The 20,636-nt window shown below is 50.4% G+C and carries 20 protein-coding genes; 3 read left to right on the top strand and 17 right to left on the bottom strand.

Annotation, left to right across the window (positions count from 1 at the left end; all coding sequences use genetic code 11):
• Positions 1–137: 137 nt before the first annotated feature.
• Positions 138–650: a hypothetical protein gene (locus tag ACFPYJ_RS25075; protein ID WP_379190962.1), complete on the bottom strand. Its 513-nt coding sequence runs from the start codon at positions 648–650 to the stop codon at positions 138–140.
• A 267-nt stretch (positions 651–917) separates the two neighbouring features.
• On the opposite strand from ACFPYJ_RS25075, the gene ACFPYJ_RS25080 reads away from it, so the two are divergent.
• A complete protein-coding gene (locus tag ACFPYJ_RS25080) occupies positions 918–1,529 on the top strand; it encodes a TVP38/TMEM64 family protein (RefSeq protein WP_379190963.1) in 612 nt (203 codons plus the stop codon).
• Between the two features lie 32 nt (positions 1,530–1,561).
• Here ACFPYJ_RS25080 and ACFPYJ_RS25085 read toward each other — a convergent pair whose 3' ends face one another.
• Complete coding sequence (locus ACFPYJ_RS25085) at positions 1,562–2,017, bottom strand: GNAT family N-acetyltransferase (RefSeq protein ID WP_379190964.1); 456 nt, start codon at positions 2,015–2,017, stop codon at positions 1,562–1,564.
• Positions 2,018–2,248: 231 nt separating this feature from the next.
• Between ACFPYJ_RS25085 and ACFPYJ_RS25090 the strand changes: the two genes are divergently transcribed.
• Entirely contained in the window at positions 2,249–2,599 is a 351-nt protein-coding gene (locus tag ACFPYJ_RS25090) for a YmaF family protein (RefSeq protein ID WP_379190965.1), read from the top strand.
• A gap of 35 nt (positions 2,600–2,634) precedes the next feature.
• Here the strand turns inward: ACFPYJ_RS25090 and ACFPYJ_RS25095 are convergent, their stop codons facing one another.
• The 7 genes from ACFPYJ_RS25095 to ACFPYJ_RS25125 form a co-directional block, all read right to left on the bottom strand.
• Positions 2,635–2,871, bottom strand: a complete 237-nt coding sequence (locus ACFPYJ_RS25095) for a YrdB family protein (RefSeq protein ID WP_379190966.1) — start codon at positions 2,869–2,871, stop codon at positions 2,635–2,637.
• A complete protein-coding gene (locus tag ACFPYJ_RS25100) occupies positions 2,801–3,544 on the bottom strand; it encodes a CTP synthase C-terminal region-related (seleno)protein (RefSeq protein ID WP_379190967.1) in 744 nt (247 codons plus the stop codon). Before ACFPYJ_RS25100 ends, ACFPYJ_RS25095 begins: the two co-directional genes overlap by 71 nt.
• Positions 3,541–4,227, bottom strand: a complete 687-nt coding sequence (locus ACFPYJ_RS25105; protein WP_379190968.1) for an HAD family hydrolase — start codon at positions 4,225–4,227, stop codon at positions 3,541–3,543. Before ACFPYJ_RS25105 ends, ACFPYJ_RS25100 begins: the two co-directional genes overlap by 4 nt.
• 45 nt (positions 4,228–4,272) lie before the next feature.
• Positions 4,273–5,076 carry a Cof-type HAD-IIB family hydrolase gene (locus ACFPYJ_RS25110; protein ID WP_379190969.1) on the bottom strand — a complete coding sequence of 268 codons (804 nt, stop codon included), beginning with the start codon at positions 5,074–5,076 and terminating at the stop codon, positions 4,273–4,275.
• 19 nt (positions 5,077–5,095) lie between these two features.
• The gene (locus ACFPYJ_RS25115) at positions 5,096–5,503 is read right to left on the bottom strand and encodes a DUF4265 domain-containing protein (protein ID WP_379190970.1); all 408 of its coding nucleotides are present in this window, start codon (positions 5,501–5,503) and stop codon (positions 5,096–5,098) included.
• Between the two features lie 583 nt (positions 5,504–6,086).
• Entirely contained in the window at positions 6,087–7,124 is a 1,038-nt protein-coding gene (locus ACFPYJ_RS25120; RefSeq protein ID WP_379190971.1) for a glycoside hydrolase family 18 protein, read from the bottom strand.
• Positions 7,125–7,166: 42 nt separating this feature from the next.
• Positions 7,167–8,042 carry a sugar phosphate isomerase/epimerase family protein gene (locus ACFPYJ_RS25125; protein ID WP_379190972.1) on the bottom strand — a complete coding sequence of 292 codons (876 nt, stop codon included), beginning with the start codon at positions 8,040–8,042 and terminating at the stop codon, positions 7,167–7,169.
• Positions 8,043–8,420: 378 nt separating this feature from the next.
• Between ACFPYJ_RS25125 and ACFPYJ_RS25130 the strand changes: the two genes are divergently transcribed.
• Entirely contained in the window at positions 8,421–10,730 is a 2,310-nt protein-coding gene (locus ACFPYJ_RS25130) for a helix-turn-helix domain-containing protein (RefSeq protein WP_379190973.1), read from the top strand.
• Between the two features lie 211 nt (positions 10,731–10,941).
• Here ACFPYJ_RS25130 and ACFPYJ_RS25135 read toward each other — a convergent pair whose 3' ends face one another.
• The 8 genes from ACFPYJ_RS25135 to ACFPYJ_RS25170 form a co-directional block, all read right to left on the bottom strand.
• Complete coding sequence (locus tag ACFPYJ_RS25135) at positions 10,942–12,558, bottom strand: extracellular solute-binding protein (protein ID WP_379190974.1); 1,617 nt, start codon at positions 12,556–12,558, stop codon at positions 10,942–10,944.
• A 39-nt stretch (positions 12,559–12,597) separates the two neighbouring features.
• Positions 12,598–13,506: a carbohydrate ABC transporter permease gene (locus ACFPYJ_RS25140; protein ID WP_379190975.1), complete on the bottom strand. Its 909-nt coding sequence runs from the start codon at positions 13,504–13,506 to the stop codon at positions 12,598–12,600.
• A 42-nt stretch (positions 13,507–13,548) separates the two neighbouring features.
• Entirely contained in the window at positions 13,549–14,508 is a 960-nt protein-coding gene (locus tag ACFPYJ_RS25145; protein ID WP_379190976.1) for an ABC transporter permease, read from the bottom strand.
• Between the two features lie 316 nt (positions 14,509–14,824).
• Positions 14,825–16,432, bottom strand: a complete 1,608-nt coding sequence (locus tag ACFPYJ_RS25150) for a type 2 periplasmic-binding domain-containing protein (protein ID WP_379190977.1) — start codon at positions 16,430–16,432, stop codon at positions 14,825–14,827.
• A 592-nt stretch (positions 16,433–17,024) separates the two neighbouring features.
• The gene (locus tag ACFPYJ_RS25155) at positions 17,025–17,741 is read right to left on the bottom strand and encodes a hypothetical protein (protein WP_379190978.1); all 717 of its coding nucleotides are present in this window, start codon (positions 17,739–17,741) and stop codon (positions 17,025–17,027) included.
• A gap of 162 nt (positions 17,742–17,903) precedes the next feature.
• Positions 17,904–18,491, bottom strand: a complete 588-nt coding sequence (locus ACFPYJ_RS25160) for a guanylate kinase (protein WP_379190979.1) — start codon at positions 18,489–18,491, stop codon at positions 17,904–17,906.
• 244 nt (positions 18,492–18,735) lie between these two features.
• Entirely contained in the window at positions 18,736–19,323 is a 588-nt protein-coding gene (locus ACFPYJ_RS25165; protein ID WP_379190980.1) for a hypothetical protein, read from the bottom strand.
• A gap of 29 nt (positions 19,324–19,352) precedes the next feature.
• On the bottom strand, positions 19,353–20,603 hold the full coding sequence (locus tag ACFPYJ_RS25170) for a fibronectin type III domain-containing protein (protein ID WP_379190990.1): 1,251 nt from the start codon (positions 20,601–20,603) through the stop codon (positions 19,353–19,355).
• Between the last annotated feature and the right edge of the window lie 33 nt (positions 20,604–20,636).

The raw sequence follows: 20,636 nt of genomic DNA on the forward strand, positions 1-20,636 counted from the left end.
CCTAAGAATAATACTGATTTTTATCCGGATATATCAATAATTGTTCGCAGATAAGATTTATTTTCAGCGGGTACACAGTTAAAACATAAAAAAGAAGCCTCATTACGAGACTTCTCTGTGAAGGAATTTTTAAATGATTAGGGTATGTACTGCTGCACGATCTTAACGACTTTGCCGTCCTTAATCGTCAGATGGTACGGGTACTCGCTGACATCGAGCACATCCTTCTTATCGTAGATCGCTTCGAATTTGGCAAGCGGAATCGCTTGATCCCATTCAGTCGTAATATCATAGATATTGCCGGTATGATCATAGATTTGCATCACAACAACAGCATGAGGATCGACTTCTAACGTCTTCACCCGCTTATCATCATTGATGATATAGTAGCCATCCGGAGAACCGTCAAGTCCGGAGTCCGGCTCCCGCTCCAAGAACATTTTATCCGCTTCTTTGCCCTCATACCACTCGATATCATCGGCCTGCAATGTAACTTTTCCGTTGGTATGATCTATGTCATTAATGAATGCCGTTATCGTATCTGGAGCCTTGACTACCGGTTCATAGCCGTTACTGCCCGCATAAGCCGTCGATATAAAAGCTAGCAATCCAATTATAGCAACCGAAACACCTATCGCTCTTCGTTTCATGATATCCATCTCCTTGGGCTGAGTCCGGTCTCTTCATTTCGCCTCTGAACATCCGACTTATACTTCTACTATACCCCATATGAAGCGCAATAAAATCTCAAAAAAGTAACAAAATGATAAAGAATTAATAAAGCTTCTTGAAGGCGCTGTCATTGGCGGAAAATGGAGAAGGACCGGTCAGCTTGCTTCATGATTTCTCTCGTTTCGTGTTTTCTGTTATTGTAGAACGGATAGGCAACACAAACCTTGCGATACCTTGGAGGAACCATGAAACGCTGGATCGTACTTCTGCTTTATGCAGCTGCTATTGCTGCGGCATGGGTGTATAAAGATGTCCTCTTGGACTGGATGAAGCATGGACATGCCCCTGTGTATCTGGCTTTCATCATCGTCACCGCGCTCGCATTCTTCCCCATCGTCCCCTTCAGTGTCGTTATCGGGCTTATGGGTTTCTTGTATGGTCCTGTTATGGGGGCCCTGCTCAGCTGGATGGCTGCATGGGTGGCTGGGATGATTATGTATGGATTATTCCGCTATGCCTTTCGCGCACAGGGACGCGCTTTATTAGCCCGTTATTCGACCTTGGACCGATGGACCAGTCTGGTTGAGAAGCATCCCTTCCGATTTGTACTTGCCGCACGCCTTATGCCGGTTATGCCGCAGTATGTCGTGAACTGTTATGCCGCGGTAACGGGGATCCGGTTTCCCGTCTATGCCTTAGCGTCCGCAATCGGCAAATTGCCGGCGATGTTCGTGTTTGCTTTTATCGGTCGGAATATATTCTCGGATACACGGTCCTTGATCCTCATGCTGGGTGTTTATGCATTATTTCTATTAATCGTTTACGGTGCGTTTCGAGTCTGGAAAAGGATGAATTAGCGGCTCGTCACTAGAGCCGTTTCTCGTACTGTCTACAGGTTCAATGAATAATTCAGGAATGCCGCGCTTACGACATAGCCTTTCTTCTCATACAGGCCTTGGGCCGAAATATTGGTATGCGCGGTGGCCAGTTCAATTCGTTTGGCCCTCGTTAAGATGGCATACTCCTTCGCTGCATCGAGCAGCTGCCCCCCAACCTGATTACCCCGGAACCGCTCATCAACGAACAAATCATTCAAGATCCATATGCGCTGCATCGACACCGAGGAGAAGGAAGGATACATCTGTGAGAATCCAGCCGCTTCCCCCGTCTGGCTGTGGATGGTAAGGAAGAAAATGGATTCATTGTGCTCGAACCTGCTCCATACAAATTCCCTTACCGCTTCCTTGTCAGATACCTGACCGTAGAATATCCGGTATTGGTCAAACAGCTCAGCGAGATGGTCCAGGTCCTGAATAGCCGCTTGTCTCGTCACAAATCGATTCATCCGTAACACTCCCTTTTGGAGATGATGTAAGTAACACAGTGAACTTCTAATAATGCGCAGCAGCGCACCTCGCCTAATCAACCTTGACCGGGCTTAACTCCCGGCTCGATAAACTCACCGCCTTGATGCATTTCCGGTATAAATGGCTCTCCTTGTTACTTGCCTAACACACCCGCCTTCAAGCTTCAATACTATACCTTGTGCAATTAACTCAGGAGGAGTGATTCTTCAATGAGCAGAAAACTATCAAAAAAATGCAAGCTAAAAAGAATGCAGACACATGTGCATGAATTTGAGGGCAGCACGAAATTAGCTGAACAAGGTAATGATCGACATAATCACCGTTTTGCCGGCGTTACCAGTCAAGTAATCCGTACAGGAAGAACCCATGTTCATGAAATCGTTTTTACTCATACTGACTTCCTGGATCATTTTCATAATCTCAAAAAAATAAGAACCGGTCCGGCAATACCCGTTGGCAACGGCAAACATGTCCATTTCGTAACCGGATCTACCACTTTGAATGATGAACATAGGCATCAGTTTAATTTTGCCACTTTAATTCAACAGCCGCTTGTTTAAACCGGCGCATAAAGCTGCCCCTAACGGAGCAGCTTTTATTCTGTTATTGGGCCCGGTAGCTTTACGGGAGCCTTCGGAGAGATGTATCTTCCCCAAATTCTCGTCCCGGCTAGAGGCAGCCCTATCCCTGCAAGGATGTTAATAATCAGCCCATAATCTAAGTTAAATCCCCAATAGGCAAATGCGAAGAAAATGACAAGCTCAACTATAAACCGAACCGTCAGACATATTGTCCGGAACATACGCCCATCCCACCTGCCTTGTCGCCGCATGAAGCATGAAAGAATCGACTAAACAATGAGGCTGATCACATGCAGAGTGAAGCTGGGGAACATAAAGAGTACCGATAAAGAAGCGGTGCGAAGGCAATTCAACAATTCTGGGTTCACCGAAAAGGTCCGAACCGACGATGCACAGCCCTGCCTCGTTCAGCCGTGCTGCATAGGAAGCATCCAGCCCATAGCTGCACCTGAACGCCTCAATGGTTTGCTCGCTTTGATAAATCCGGTGTACGGCGGACTGCTGCTTGATGAGAACTTGTCCCTCTTGTCCGGCTAAGGAGCAGCTTAGCTTGCTTATTAGGAAATGATTGGCCCCCGAATTATACTCCTCATGATGGACATCGGTCATACCGAGCACGTTTCTTGCAAACTCCATAATGATGAACTGAAACCCTGCGCAGGTTCCGAGTAAAGGGACGTCATGCTCGCGGGCAAAAGTAATGGCATGAAGTACGCCATCCACGGAATCAGGAACACCCGGCGCGATCCATAAACCATGATAGCTATTCAGCCATTCATCCGATTTTCCCGCAATAGAGGCTGTCGGCAGCCACTCCGTTTCTACAGCCAGGTTTGCTTTTGCCGCGGAATGAGCTAGAGCCATAGTCGTTGCCTGATGGGTCGGTGATTCCGGATTATAGTCGCCAATGATTCCGATTTTCAAAGAATTGCCCTCCCTCCACACCTATTTATCCGAAGGCCGGCAATCACTTCAGTTAACGCCATATCTTCCATAGATCCGAGCAGGAGATCATACCCGCTAAAATCAAAAAGCTTCGTAAGCTCATTCGGCACAACAACACAGTGCAGGCCAGCCGTTCTCGCTGCATGAAACCCATTCAGTGAATCCTCGAAGGAAATAGCCTCTTCGGCATGAACCCCAAGCCGCTGTAAAGACAACAGATACAGCTCCGGATCGGGCTTCACAAGGCTAACATCATCAGCCGTAGCCAGGCTGTCAAAGTATGGCCTCAGATTAAATTTCGATAAGTAGGGCTCAATCCAAGCTATAGGCGAGCTTGATGCCAGCCCGATTTTCAAATTCAATTGCTTAGCCGCTTCTAAGTACTGCATAACACCGGGACGGAGTCCAGTTTCTATGAGCATTTCCGCATGATAGAGCTTGAACCTATCTTTAATTAAGCTGTGCTCGATCGTCTCGCCGGCCACTTCAGACAGATACGTATAGGGGTTGAACTGATCGAAGGAAGTCCCAACGCACTGCGCGTAGAGCGGCAATGGAAGCTCCGCACCGTATTCTCGATAGATCTTATTAAAGGCATGATAGCAAGGTGTTTCCGTATCTATAATCAGACCGTCAAAATCAAAAACAACCGCTTTAATCAATTTCGGCCAACTCCTGTCTATTATCAATTGGGCTGGACACCAACCTCATTCTTCATTAACCGGGACCTGCTCCAGCAGATACCGCTCCAAAATAAGGGCAACCCCGTCCTTATCATTCGACGCGGTTACCTCCCTGGCTATGGCCTTTAATTCATCAATCGCGTTCTCCATCGCAACCGGCCAGCCGCACTGCTGGAAGAGACCATAATCATTAATGTCATCTCCAAAGGCGATCACGTCATCCATAGAAATATCCAGCAGGCCGCACAGATTGGAAACCGCTGCTTCCTTTGAAGCTTTTAACGAGGAAATTTGAATCAGCTCGCCTCGATCCGTATGTAAGATATTGAATTTCGAACCGAAATTCCGATGCAGCTCTTCATAGGGAACAGCTCCGGTCAGCAGCACTTTGGTTGCTTCACAACGCCGTAATTCATCTAATGTTCGGACAACAGGATTGCCTTTAACATTCATGCGGACCGTATAATCGATTTCCTTCAGACTGAACCACTCGTCTCTTACCTCTACTCCCAGCTCCACGTCCGGGTTATGCAGCAGGCAGAAATCTATGAGCTCCGCACAATCGGAGGCTGCCATAGACTCATGACTTTCAATTCCATATTGCTTACAAATGGTTAGAGCTCCGTTATAGTAGACGAACAAACCTGCCTCAAGCAGTTCTTGAGGCAAGAACTGTTTAACTGCCCTCGGCGGACGGGCGGTTGCAAAGATGATCTGCATCCCCTGCTGATGCAGCCGAAGAATAACGCGCTTACTTCTGTCCGATACCTGCTTTTCACTGGTAAGCAAGGTTCCGTCCAAATCCAGCACAACCGCGGAATACGCCACCATTCATCCTCCGTCTCAACTACATATCATTGCCGAGCTTCTCAATAATGCTTCGGATAGAATCATCGAGACCGATTTTTCGGTCTGCCGGGATATTGACGATTAAGAAACCGCCGAATACCTGCTCCCAATTGCCATTCATTTTAATGATCTGATTCTTAAACTCTTCTATTTCCTGAGATTCCGTAGCTTCCTTGCTCAGCAGCCAGGAATGCCGCACCAAATCCGATTTTCGCACCATTTCCTGGTAGTAATAGATGTCCTTGTCTTCTCTTACTCTTATAATATCCCCATAGGAAACGACATCTGAGAAAATTGGATTCTCCATGATTTTAACCGTATCCTTACTCATTCGTTTCACATCGAGAACCTCGATTTCACGCCCGGCTCCATCGAAGCATAGATGCAATTGAACGTTACCTTTCATCGTCCTCACCTCTTTTGAATCGTTAATCGGCTTGCCGGATTACATAGCTCCATTGAAATGCAAAAGGCTCCAGCCGTACAACAGTTGACCGCTTGTGAAGGGCTGGATTCATCTGTTAACGAGCATGGAGCCTTGGTGATTCGTTATACAATCTAGCTGCTTGATAAGGGGATTTTACATAGAGGATAGCGTCTCAACCAGTTAATTTCCATTCAACCGCCTGTGCTATTTTCACTCCTCTTCTTAGCTTCTTCCTCCCTGCCCTTTGGAATCGTAATCTGAGCGTGATGAAATCCAATAATCATCCGGGTCGGTCATCCCCTCCAATATGAATCTTTAGAACCAGAATCCATAATTGCCGGTCAAGTGCAGACTCAACATTTAGGAATACATGCAAACAACTTAATTATCATTGTGACAAAAAGTAAAGGATATGTACACCAGCACGCATCAGAAACCGCATATAAAGTGAAAGAGGGTGCCCCGCCTGCAGCGGAGCACCCTCTTATTTATATTCATCTGACTCAGCGTTGGATGCTCGGATACCGGATAGAGCCGTTTCCCCGTGTGAGGCGCGGCTGTGCTAACGCAAATCCGGCAGACTCCGGGCCATCGCGTCGATCAGCCTTCCGGTCGGATCTAAGCTGTATTCCCAGAACATGATGCCGGCCAGCCCCTGCTCCCGGACGTAATCACACTTGCAGGCGATGGACTCCTCATCGTCATAGGAGATGAAGGTGCTGCCGTTGAACAGGTAGGGCGCCTTGGCCGCATCATCCCAGCGGCGCACGAAGCCGTTCTTGCCGATGTAGCTCTCCACCAGCTCGCCGTAGTCGGGGCCGTAGCCGCCGGTCGTTCCTGCCATCTGATGCAGGCCGCTGTCACGGTCCGGAACCTGCTGCCAGAGCCGGGAGTAAAAGGCTGCGCCGAGTACGATCTTGCTGCGCGGCACGCCGGCACGCTCGAACAGGCGGACGGATGCATCGGCACTGATCCGGAACAGGTCGCCGGGAGAGGTATAGAGATTGCTATGATGCCCGGTGAGGATCTGGAAGCCGCCGCGCATGTCATAGGTCATGAGCTGAATAAAGTCCAGATACTGCTGGACCTGATCCATCTCGGTGCCGTCGACATAGTATTGGTCGGCTCCGGCGGCGATCGTCAGCAGATAGCGGAAGCCATCCGCCGAGCCTTTGCGGTCCAGCGCTTCGCGCATTGTGCGCAGCAGCAGCGTGAAGGTCGTCTTGTCATCCGCACTGTAGCCGATGCCTGCCTCGCCATAGCTGGGATACTCCCAGTCGAGGTCGATGCCGTGAATCGGCAGCTCCTCCAGCGCACGTACCGCAGAGGCAGCCATCCGGTCCCGGCCGGCCTCGGTGGAGGCCGCCTCGGAGAAGCCTCCGGCGCTCCAGCCGCCGACCGACAGCAGGATGGTCAAGTGCGGATGTGAGTTCCGGATACGGGTCAGCACATCCAGATGGCGGATATGCCCCGTGACGATCTCATCATTCTTGACATGGCCGAAGGCCACATTAAGGTGGGTCAGCTTGCTAAGGTCCTCATCCGTCATCTTCGGCAGATGGATATCGTTCACATAACCGGCTCGGATCAAGCGGTTCATCGTCATCATCGCTCCCATTGGTTAGTCATCTCAAAGCAAAGCCTATACGCATTCTTCCCATAGGCGGCGGACATTGTCCATCGCGATGCGGGAGGCTGAGCGGCACTCTTCAATCCCTTCGAACTCGATCGTGATGTACCCGTCGTAGCCGGAATCCTTAATCAGCTTAATGATCCGGCGGATCGGCAGATCTCCGTGTCCGACGATGGCGCCGCGCATATAGTTGCCGTGTGAGGTGCGGAACCAGCATTCGCCGCCCGGATTCTGATCGTACGGACGGATATAGAAGTCCTTGAAGTGCACGAGCGAAGCGTAAGGGAGATTGTTCATCACGCCGATGATCGGGTCCTCATCGACACACAGGAAGTTGCCGACATCGAGCGTCGTCTTGAAGTTCGGACGGTTCACACCCTGCAGCACCCGCTGGACGCGGTCACTCGCCTGGGCGCTGAAGCCATGGTTCTCAATTGTGGTGGTGATACCCCGTGCGGCTGCGTAATCCGCGACCAACTGACTGCCTTTAACCATCTGATGCAGGTGAGCATCGAACCACCCGATCGTCATCAGCTCCTGGGGGATGGTGAAGGCCGTTACATCGTGGCGCATATGCTTCATGCCGAGCCGGTGGACCAGATCGACATGCTCGCATACGCGGGCGACTTCTCGCTCGAACAGTTCGTCGGTTTCCTGCACGAAGTTGGCCGGCATGGAGTAGTTGGACAGCTCAATGCCGCGCTCCTTGGCTTTCTCCCGCACGGCGTCCGCCAGCTCCGGATTGTCCACGAGCGTGAAGCCGTAAGGAACGATCTCCATGTGCTCGCCGCCGTTGTCTGCGATCCAGTCGATCGCATCCAGCACGGTCATCTCTCCAGCCTTAATAGCGGCCAGCAGGCTGTAAGTACTAAGTCCGATTTTCATCGATAGGCCTCCTCATCATCATCATCTATTTTACTGCTGCAGTCAGGGACGTCTTGCTCGAATAATGTTTCTTCGGTCCCGGCCGGTTCACCTGCTTTTTTTGTCGCTCATTATTTATTTCTCCATGTTGGAATGGCCCGAAACTTATCCGTCGCATCCTCCTCGCGCGGGCGGAGCGCTGACCCTGAATGACAGTACCTTGAGCTCCCGATTCATAATTGAGTGGATGTCTGCTATCATAGATACGGTGTAGATGTCAGACGAACGGCTCCTGCTGTCGCTGCACCCTACAATCTACCGGAATTATACAGATGACATCATGCGGGCAGGATCACATCAATCCCCCTGCCGAGATTTGTCACGACAGGAGACAAGGCGATGAAACGGAGTTACTTCAAATCCCGATTATTTCTGCAATACATGCTGTCCTATTTAATCATCCTATTGGTACCGCTCGTCTTGCTGACCGTACTCATCTATCAGAGCGCAGCAAGCAATCTGAGGACCGAGATCGAGCGCGCCCACCTCAACCAGCTGGACCAGGCACGTACGACGGTCGATGCCCGGATGAGTGAGCTGAGCGAGATCGCTTCCCGCATCTCATACGACAACCGTCTAACATCCTACAGGGTACATGATGCCTACTATAGCAGCGAAGCGATCAATGCGCTGGGCCAATACAAAGCAACGAGCTCGATTATCGGGGAAGCGTTCTTATACTTCCATGGTGACGACCGGATCTACTCGACGGCCGGCATGTCCAGTCTGGAGGTTTTCTCCCAGCGCTACAACTTTCACAACTGGAGCCCGCAGGCGCTCAAACAGGATCTGAATCAGATGAAATTCCCGACCATGCGGCCTGCCGATCTGGTGATGCGCAATGAGTCACTCGAGCAGTCGCTGCTCGCCTACATGGTCCCGATCACGCCCAACAGCCCCAACCCGCACGGGACGCTGCTGTATCTGATCGACGAATCGGAGTTCCGCGGGCTGATCAGCTCAATCCTGGGGAATTATCAAGGCTTGACCTATGTGTTTGACAATAAGGGACATGTACTGACAGCCAACCAGCAGGGTGAGTCGCTGAGCACGGCGGACACGCAGCAGCTGTTCGCTCAACCGGGCGGCATCCACAGTCAGCGGCTCAATGGGAAGACCCACTCGGTCGTCTCCGTCAAGTCGGAATTGAACGGCTGGACGTATGTCACCGCCATGGAGAGCAGTCAATTCTTCAGCAGCGTTAGCCACATCCGCAGCGTCATCCTGTTCATCTTCGTCATCGTCTTGGCGGCCGGGGCGATCATCGCGCTAATGCTGGCGCTGCGCCAGTACTTCCCGATCTCGGATCTGGCCGACTTTGCCAGCACCAAGGCCGACCGCCTGAATCCCGGGAGCGGAGGCGGATCCGCCAGCGACGAGCTCGCGCATATCCGGCGTGTTCTGCTCGACTCCAGTCTGAAGGCGGACCGGCAGGAGCCTTATGCCAGGAACCACTACCTCCTCATGCTGCTCAAGTACGGCGATGCCAAGATGCTCCCGCCGGATCTGATGGATGCCTTCCATATCCGATTCGACCGGTCGCGGTACATGGTCCTGGTCATCGAGTGGGAAGAGGATTACGCCCTTCAGGAGCAGGATGATGACCTCGCCCCTGTATCTTCCCTGGTCAGCGAGCTAACGGAGCGGGAGTTCCCTGAGCTGTCGGCTGCCGTTCATGCAGTCGAGCTGCCGGAGCCTGGCCGCCTCGCACTGATCGTCGGGTTCGACCAGGCAGCGACACTCACCCAGGATGAGCAGGTACAGAGCATCGTTGCAGCCATCCGGCAATCGCCGGACGAGCAGCCGCCATTGACGCTGACGCTTGGCGTCGGCACGGTCTACGACAATCCCGATCATCTGAACCAGTCGTACATTGAAGCCTGCTCCGCATTTGAGTCCCGTCTGTCGACTGGACCGGGCAGCACGAGCTACTTCACCCAGCTGAACGATGCAGAGGATAAGGCATTCTGGCTGCCCGCCAGCGTGCTGCTGAAGCTGACTCAGAGTCTCAAGCAAGGCAACTTCGATGTCGCGGTACCGACAATCGGCGAATCCTTCGTCTATCTGCAGTCCTCCGGCGCTTCGCTCCCGCTCATGCGCTGCATGTGCTTTGATATTCTGAATGTGATGCTCAAGGCGGCCTCGGAGCTCGGGATCACCCATGTGAACCGGGATATCCCCCCGCTGTCAGCCTTCAGCTCCCTGGAGGAGCTGGAGAACAGCTTCCTCAGCCTGGCTTCGCGCATCTGCTCTCAAGTAGAAAGCAACGCCAAGACTGAGGAGCTCACGCTCATGGACCGCATCATCACATACATCGATGAGCACTATGGCGATCACTCACTCAGCCTGGAGTCGATCTCCCACGAGTATGCAATCTCACCTTCCCACTTCAGCCGCTCGTTCAAGGAGAAGTTCGGACTGAACTTCACCCAGTACGTCTGGCAAAAGCGCGAGGAGGAAGTCAAGCGTCAGCTCGAAACGACCAGCGATCCGCTGAAGGATATCATTCAACGGGTCGGATATCAGGATACCCCGAACTTCATCCGCAAGTTCAAGAAGGAGACGGGGCTGACACCGGGACAGTACCGCAAGCAGCACGCCGAAAGCAGCGGCGCCGTTCTCGCGGACGAAGATCTGGATTACGACTGAGCCGCGTCTTCCATGCCTCAGCTGGAGAGATGCTGCAAGCGGGTATTCGTTCAAATCCCTTATCTACGAGGACAGCAAGAGCCGGCACCCCCAGGGTGCCGGCTCTTGCTGCCATGCATCCCAGCGGGTGCCAGTAATGAAACAGCAGCCGGTCCGGCCTGCTGTACTTGCACGCTGTCCGCATTTTCATTCAGCCTAGCTTATGACCGGCTTATTTCTTCTCAGCCGAATTCCAGCGGTCGTAAGCAGCTTGATAGATCTTGACGATTTTATCGCTGCCCATTTTCTTGAGCTGCGCCGCATATTTATCCCAGTTCGACAGCGACTCTTGGCCTGTAACGAACTTTGCTTCCATTTGGGTGACGTACGTATTCAAATCGGACAGCATAGCCGTAACTTGAGACTGCTCGTCCGGCGTCAGGAATACGTTCGGGAAACCGATTTTGGCATACGGCGTAAGCTTCTTGGCATTCTCTTCATCGATGAAGGCATCGAAGTCGCTTTTCAGGCCTTTGGTCACTTCAGGATCGTTGATGCCCGGAGTCAGGATGCCGAAGTTAGGAGTCAGCTTGCCGCGGTATTCTTCACGGTCGCCGCCGCCTGGTACAGGCAGCCATTCCTTCGTGTGCGTCGCTTTATCTTTATACTTCCACAGTGTATTCTCCGGTCCTTGGGAGAACAGCGTAGCACCGTCATAGCCGTACAGATAGTCGACCCAGCGCATCGACGCTTCCGGATTCTTATTCGTCTTGGATAGGGCGAACACGCCGTTGGCCGATTGACCCGGGTGCTTGCCGTAGACTGGCGTGCCTGGGATCTCGCTCTTCAGCGGCTGCATGATCGGGTTGTCGCGGCTTGGCTCACCGCCCAGGGTGAAGTATGGATAGTAGTCGTTGAAGACAGCCACTTCGTTTTTCTTGCCTTTGGCTTTCTTCTGATCCGACGTCTGGGAGAAGATCTCGTGATCGAGCAGATTTTCTGACCAGAGCTTATTTAAGAACGTCAGGTAGCCTTTATAGCCTTCCTCTTGCGGCGAATAGTGAACCTTGCCGTCTTTGTCATTGTAGATGACCTCGTCGTACATGCCCCAGAAGCCGAACATGAACATGCGGATGTCATCCAGCTTGGTCGACGTCAGCGGGATTTCATCCGCTTTGCCGTTGCCGTTAGGGTCTTCTGTTTTGACGCGTTTCAGATAGCTGTAGAACTCATCGGTCGTCTTAGGCAGCTCAGTGACATGAAGCGCTTTGAGAAACTTGCCGTTGTACCACATCGGGCTCATATACCAGACAGCTGTGATGTCGATGTTAGGCAGCGCGTAGATATGGCCGTCGGGCGTCGTAATATTTTTGCGGATCTGCGGATTCGCATCGAGAATCTTCTTCAAGTTCGGCGCGTAGCCTTCGTCGATGTACTTCTCCAGCGGGAGGAGCGTGCCTTGGCTGCCGTAGGTGACCTGCTCAGCAGGCTTTAGGTCGGCAGCGTAAAAGATATCCGGCAGGGTGCCGCTTGCGAAGACCAGGTTCTTCTTGGTCTCAAAGCTGTCAATCGGAGAGTTCTGGAACGTCAGCTTGATGTTCGTGAGCTTCTGCATTTCCTGAATGACCGGCATCGTATCCCACTTGGCTTCCCCGGAGTCCGGAGCCATCATCGTGAGCGTGACCGGCTCTGCGACGATCGGCATGCCTTCTTTGTTGACTGATGCTGCCGTGTTGGACGGTCCTTTGTCTGCGGTGTTATCCGCTTTGCCGCAGGCGGCGAGCGGTGCGGCGAGCAGAGTGATGCCAAGCGCCGAGGCCATGATTTTGTGCACGGGTGCCTTTCTCATAGATGTCTGTTCCCCCTTAAATGTGGTTGTTTGTTTATATCAGCCCTTAACGGAACCAATCATTACCCCTTGAACAAAATAACGCTGCAGGAACGGATAGATCACAATGATCGGCAGTGTCGAAACGATGATGACCGCATATTTGACCAGTGCAGCAATCTCCGCTTTGTTGTTAAGCGCAGATGCCGTCGAGGCATCAACCGTGCCTCCGGCTTGAGCGGACATCTCCTGCAGGACCAGAATCTGGCGCAGGATGATCTGCAGCGGATACTTGGCTTCATCGTTGAGATAGATGAGGGCCGAGAAGTAGCTGTTCCACTGGGCTACACCGTAGAATAGAGCCATAACGGCGATAATCGGCATCGACAGCGGGATTATGATCGTAAAAAACATCCGCGTCGTCGATGCTCCATCGATCTGAGCCGCTTCCTCAAGCTCCCTGGGGATCGAGGACACGAAGAAGGTGCGCGTCACGATAATGTTGTAGATGGATGCAGCACTGGGCAGGATGATCGCCCAGATCGTGTTGACCATGCCCATGTCCTTCACGAGCAGGTAGGTCGGTACGAGGCCGCCTCCGAAGAACATCGTAACCATGAACATGCCCATGAAGAAGTTGCGGCCTATAAAATCGCGGCGGCTGAGCGCATAAGCCGCCGGCAGCGTTACGGCGAGACTGACGGCTATGCTTGCCACCGTATATAAGATCGTATTGGCGTAACCGCTCCAGATCTTAGAATTTTCAAACACCCGTTGGTAACCATCAAAAGTGATGCCTTTGGGCAGCAGCCACATCTCGCCCGATCCGACATACTGCGGATCAGAGATCGAAGCGCTGAGCATATAAATGACCGGATAGGCCACAATTACAAATGCAAACAACAGATACACATAGTTCACAATCAAGAATACCTTATCGCGCGGAGATTCCTTAATGGCGGTAGTCATGACGCATCCTCCTCTCTAACCTTACTATAATTAAGCCGGCTTCTACCACAGACTGTTCTCGCTCGTGCGTCGTACAACCTGATTCACGACAACAAGCAAGATGGCATTCACGACGGAGTTGAACAGTCCAACAGCAGTCGAGAAGCTGTACTGGGCATCGACAAGACCGGACTGGTAGACAAATGTTGAGATGATGTTGGACGATTCCATATTGAGCGGATTTTGCAGCAGCAGGATCTTCTCGAATCCGACCCCGAGCAGGCTCCCGACATTCAGGATCAGCAGGATCGTCATCATTGGGATGAGGGTCGGGATGTTGATGTGTCTCATCCGCTGGAAGCGGCTTGCGCCGTCGATAATTGCGGCTTCATGCAGCCCCGGATCGACACCGGACAGAGCAGCCAGATAAATGATCGTTCCCCAGCCTGCGCTTTGCCATACGCCGGAGAAGACGTACATGGTCTTGAACCATTTCGGATCCGTGAGGAAGTCCGGAGGGTTCAGGCCGACCCACTCAAGAATATGGGTGACGATGCCTGTCGTAGGAGACAGGAAGGTGATGATCATACCCGCCATAACGACGACGGAGATAAAGTGTGGTGCGTAAGTGACGGTTTGAACCATCTTTTTGAAGAAGCCGGTTCTGACTTCGTTGAAAGCAAGTGCCAACAGAATCGGGATCGGGAATCCGACGGCCAGCTCGTACAAGCTGATACTGAGCGTATTCCAGATGAGATCCCAGAAGTAGTAGGAGTTGAAGAAATGGGTAAAATGGTCGAAGCCGACCCATGGACTCCCCAGGAAGCCTTCTGTAGGTATAAAATTTCTGAACGCGATCTGAATACCGTACATTGGACCATAACAGAAGATGAGGAAGTACAGAAAGGCTGGAGCGATGAAGATGTAAAGCTCCCAGTTGCGTAAGATGCCTTTCCAAGTACGATTGATTTTGCGTGTTCCAACGATGCGGTTGTCCACCAGGACAGACTCGGTATTCTGCATTCTGTCACCTCCTTGAAAATATGTGCTGCTTGATTGCCAGCCGCCTCAAAATGCTGCACTCTCCCCGTCAGGATGGATTGGATACACATGATTGCATACGAGGAGAGCCCAGCTAAGCGGTGTGCACTGCAAAAAGAGTATTGAAGCGCATCCAAAAACATAAAGCAGCATGAATTTCACTTTAAATATGTCGATTCGCTTATACAAACATGTTTATTTTGATCGGACAATTCCAGGCAAAATCCAGCTTTAGCAAGGTTTTGCCGGACATTGCTCCGTAGATGCTATGCGTTACAGATACTTGTGCTGCGTGCGCCTACTTGCCGGATGCATCCCAGCGATCGTAGGCATCCTGGTAGATCTTAACGATCTTCTCGCTGCCCATTTTCTTAAGCTGAGCGGAATATTTATCCCAGCTGCTGAGCGGCTCTTGTCCGGTGACGAATTTGGCTTCCATCTGCTCAACGTACGTATTGAGATCGGACAGGATAGAGGTCACTTCGCTCTGTTCGGCTTCAGTTAGGAAGACGTTCGGGTAAGGCACTTTGGCGTACGGTAGTATTTTCTCCTTATTTTCCTTTTCAACCCAATCGTCGATATTGCTCCGCAGACCTTTTGATACATCTGGAATCGTAACGCCCGGAGTCGTAATGCCGTAGTTAGGTGTCAGCTTGCCGCGGAAGTTCTCACGGTCGCCGCCGTCCGGTACAGGGAGCCACTCCTTGGTGAGCGTCGCTTTATCCTTGAACTTCCACAAGAGGTTCTCCGGCCCTTGGCCGAACAGTGTCGATCCTTCGTAGCCGTACTGATAATCAACCCAACGCATCGTGGCTTCCGGAGCCGGATTCGTTTTGGAGATGGCGAATGTACCGTTCTTGGAAATGCCGGAGGACTTGGCTGCGACGGGTGATTCCGGGATATCGGTTTTCAGAGGAGCCATGATCGGATTCTCCGTATTCGGTTCTCCGCCGAGCATGAAATACGGCAGCCAGTCGTTAAACAGTGCGACCTGGTTACTCTTGCCCTTGGATTTCTTCTGCTCATCTGTCTGGGAGAACGTCTCATGATCGAGCAGATCGTCTTTCCATAGGCGGTTCAGGAAGGTCAGATATTCCTTGTAGCCCTGCTCCTGAGGCGTGTAGTGAACTTTGCCTTCTTTGTCTGCATAATAAACCTCGTCATAGATGCCCCAATAGCCGAGCATTTGAACCCGAATATCCTTGAGCTTAGTCGATGTGAGCGGGATTTCATCCGCTTTGCCATTGCCATTGGGATCCTCGGTCTTCACCCGTTTGAGATAGTCGTACAGCTCGTCCGGTGTGCTTGGCAGCTTGCTCACGCCGAGCTTTTTGAGGAAGCTTCCGTTATAGTACAGCGGGCTTTTGTACCAGACGGCGCCCAGATCGATGAAAGGCAGCGCATAGATGTGGCCGTCCGGAGTCGTGATCGATTTGCGCACTTCAGGATGCTCGTCGAGGAGCTTTTTCAGATTCGGAGCATAGTCGTTGATGAGCTTCTCGAGCGGAATGAGCGTACCTTGACTGCCATAGGTGACCTGCTCGGCAGGCGTTAGTGCTGCTGCATAGAAGATATCCGGCAGTGTGCCGCTGGCGAAGATCAGATTCTTCTTGGTCTCGAAGCTGTCGACCGGGATCGTCTGGAAGGTCAGCTTGATATTCGAGAGCTTCTCCATGTCTTTGAACACCTGCATGGTATCCCACTTGGCGCTGCCAACATCGGGGCCTATAACAGAAAGGGTGATCGGCTTGTCCAGGATCGGGAATCCTTCTTTATGGACGGAATCGGCTGTATTGGTTGTTTTGTTGTCGGATGCATCCGATGAGCCGGAAGAGCATGCGGCGAGCGATAAGGTGAGTATCGACAGCCCGACTGCGGATGTCAAAACATTGAATCTTTTCTTCATGAACGATGACCTCCCATATTTTTTTAAATCGTTTACATTTCAAATTTTATCGGTTATGAAAGCGTTTCGCATAGATGTCGTTTTCGCGGAATCGATTGAAAACTCTCCAGTAATGGCTGTTGTAGGGTTTAAAAGAGGCTGCTAGTGCGGGATTTTCCGCTCTAAAGCAAGGATGACATATTGCTATTGTCCATATATGACCTCAGCTGCAAGCCTTGATCCAAAGGACAATCCAAATTGTCCACGGGAGCCCGGCCTTTATTCTGACTCCGGCCGCCGCGGTGCATGAAAGAATGTCACACAAGGTACGGGATGCGCTCATTTGAAGATTAATCCATGATCACTCCATAGGCTCAGCCTTGTTAAAAAAGTATTATTCCGGATCTATGTGAATGAGCTCATTTATTCTCCATGTGAGCCTTATGAGATAAGTTCGAGACTGATCTTAATTATCAAAAAAACCAGCCCGCTCAAATGGACTGGTTCACGCTGCATTTATTTTTATGAAGCACGTATTATTTCGCCGCCGCTGCCCCAACTTATAAGATGCAGGCTTTAATCTTTTTAATGTAAATAAATGGATTTTACAAGCTCATTCCATAACTCCAATGAATCCCGTTCCCAGCGGATAGTCTTCCTCCTCCTTGCCGGGATCAAAGGTCCACAGCTTCGCAATGAGAAGAACATCCTCTTCACTTGGCAGTACAGGCTCTTCGGCATCCGGACCCGTGAACTGTAAATGATGCGCCCGCTCCTCATCCGTAAGCCCGCCTTGATCAATTAGGACTAATCCGTGATCCCCGACGTAGCCATAGGCACGAATCAGCTCACCGTCCACTGCTTTTGCCCATACATGATATTCGACAACCCGGTGTGTCCCAAAATAATAAGCTTCTTCGAACCTCTTGCTTAACTGTGTTATAACGGTTATCGGGTTGTTACGATCCTCGAAGCTCATGTCCGGCATAATCGGATTCACGATTAATGTCCACCCCTTGACTGCCGGGGAAACAAAATAATAGCCTTCCCCACCGGCAGCAGAAAGACCTGATCTCCAATTGGCAGTTTGAATGTCGGTCAGGCGCATTTCTTGGAGAAGCTCTTTCGTTTCACTGGTTTTAACCGCATACCACTGCGTCTTATAGCCGGGTCCAATGGGCAAATCAGGTGTATCATCCAGCTCGGGCTGCTGCGGCAAGCTCTCCGCTGATTCTGCTTCTACTTCTGTCTGCGGAAACTTGCGTTTGAAGAACAATTGGATCGAGCCAAGCGCAATAATGACAATAATAATGGCGACCGTGAGATTCATGGGCTGCTCCTTCTAGGCTGCTGTTTGTTTATTAGACTATCACATTCGCATGGCCCGTGAGAAATTCGCCTCTCCCTTATCGCTTTTGCCTGTACGTCAAAGAAACCCGCTCCTCATCGTTCTCGAGGGCGGGTTCTTCATTCGTTTTCTATAGACATGCAGCTAATCTCGCTCTTCCAAATTCCGTTTCAGATAGGTTTCCAGCGTATTCGTAATATCAAACACCGTGTGGGACAAATCATAATTCTCAAACGCATGCTCGCACTGCAGCTGGTAGGCCATATCTGCCTCGTAGTGACTGAGGCGCATGGCGACATCCTCTTCAGTCAGCCCCTCTGCAAGCTGCCTGGTCTCGATCGTATTGCGATCCGCATAAATAAATAACCGAATCACATGTTCGCCGTAGGTCTGCTTCAGCTTCTCCGCACCTTCAGGATTCAGTATCAGATAAATGCAGCCTTTATTCTGAAAGTTCCGCTCAATATCTTTATCACGAAGCCCATAGTGAGTCTCACGGATCGTGACACTTTCAATGAATCCGCCTTCAGCGGCAAGCTGGTCGTAGAGTTCGGGAGTGATAAAATGATAATCTTGGCCGTTGACTTCACCCGGTCTTGGCTTACGTGTCGCATATGACAGCACCTTGGATAAACCAAGCGTCGTCCCAACACTGTCCGCTACCGACTTTCGCCCCGATCCATCCGGTCCGGTAAATACGAAAATCAGCTCTCGATCCTTCAAATCACCCATATCCACAACCTCCTCAAAGTTAATACACGGCTGCTCCTAAAGGTACTAAACCAGCAGCACCTTCGAGTATGAACTAGCTTCGGATGCAAATACTCTTTCCTTATAGTCTATGATAGCAGTTGGGTTAAATATTGCCAATGATTTCAGATGCACTTTCTTATTGCCTTTCTTTGCCATGGATTCTGCGGTTAACTTACAGGATGAATGGACTCCGAGTTTATTTCACCCCAAACACGGATATGAATCAGATTGGCACCCCTCTCGATAATGTTGATATTGATTCACCGCTGGAACCTACCGAAAACGGAGCTTGATTCATAACGGTCTTGCTGTAAGCAGGAGCAGTCTCTTCAACAGGGCTGCTGCTGAATGTATTTGAAGTTGCATTGATACTTTTGCTTGCAATAGCGGAAGCGGTATCCGACTGGCGGTCCGAATACGGATTGTCAGTAAATACGGAGATGTCGCCAAACGTTGGAGCTGGAAGCTGATTGTACACCGAGGAAGCTGCAGTATTGGATAAATTAAGCTCGGTTGGGAAGATGGCAGCCCGCGCCTGATCGTAATTGCTGCCGTCCAGCTCCGCTTTTGCAAAGATAGAGAAGACTTGAGTCAGGGAATATCCATTATCAACCTGTGTCTGGATAAAGGCATCCGTTGTCTGAAACCGGTCCAGGATCATTTGAACTGTAAATTGCGCTTCTCCGTCCTCCGTAATTGGAGCATCCCCGTTAACAATTGACGGTTTCAGAGGCTCTATAAGCTGACCTAACAAAGTAATAAGCAGCAGAACGGTGATCGTACGTTTCAAGCTTATAATATAGATTCTCAATTGGTTATCCCCCATCTACCTTATTGATATTATTGGTTAAGATATACCTTGATGTCTTTATCTATGTTGAGAACAAAAGTTGGGAGACTATCTGAATATGAAGTACGAATTTTAACATACCGGGTGTTCAAGCCCGAGAACGAGAAAGTATGAACGATGCGGTTATTGACAATGGAAGAATTAAAGGTCCAGTTTGAAATCGGTGTATAAGTAATATTGTCTGCACTCTGATATAAGCTATAATTGGATTGAACGACTCTCGTGGATGCGTCGCTATCTATTAGTTCAATGCGTCCGATCTCCATGCTGCGATCCAAGCATATACCGACACTTCTCTTGATCATATCCAGTCCCAGATTTGAATAAGCAAAGTTCCCCGTTGGCCGGGTTGTTGGCGTAATATCTGAATCTAAATAAGTAAATTGCTGCCAGGCATTGATTTTCTTAATCAAGTTTCCATTATTGTCGTACTTCAGCTCGGTTTGATTGCGGCGATAGGTATAGCTGGAGGAGTACTGAAGGAGTTGTCCGCGGTTGTTGTATACATATTCAGTCTTGGCTGGAGAAAGGTAGAGCATAAAGGATTGGGGACTAATTACTCCATCAGGTGTATACACCTTCAAGTAATAAACGGAGCCTGGGGCAGTAGGGAATGTAAGTATCCGTGTTTGTTGATTGGAGAAACTCAAATCTATCTTTTCCTGTGCTTGGATGAGAGTCATATTGGAGTCATATACTTCGAGCTTATAATTAACTGCCTTGCTTATGAGGAACATGATGCTGGTCACTTTCGTACTTGAGGAAAATTTAAAATAGTCGATATCAGCTGCAGTGGAAATAAAACCTGAAAATCGGGCCCCATAGATAAGTTTGAATGCATGGCTGGCATCATTATTTTGTTCGAATGCATCGGCCCCTGTATAAAGCGTAATCGTCTCGGAAGGAAGTGAACGGTTTCCCGCGCTATCGATCGCAATGACGTAGAAGGTATACGGAGTGCCGCTTGTCAATCCTGTTACTTTGAAACTATTGTCAGCCTTCGATGTGCCTGCAAGAGAAGAACCTATGTATACGTCATAACCTGTAATCGTTCCAGCCGTGCTTATAGACGTATCCCAAGTCAATACGATGGCTGTCGAATTGCTTATTGAAGGCCTCAAATTTAAAGGTGTAGAAACCTCGTTACCGACTGCGGAAACGTTATTCATTGGAATTGTCAGAATAATAAACAGCGGAACTAGTACAAATAAAGAAATTACCGTTCTCCATCTTCGAGTCATTCTCACCCTTCATATCCCCCTTAAAATTTACTT

It is taken from the genome of Paenibacillus solisilvae (assembly GCF_042656405.1).
Classification (GTDB): Bacteria; Bacillota; Bacilli; order Paenibacillales; family Paenibacillaceae; genus Paenibacillus_Z; species Paenibacillus_Z solisilvae.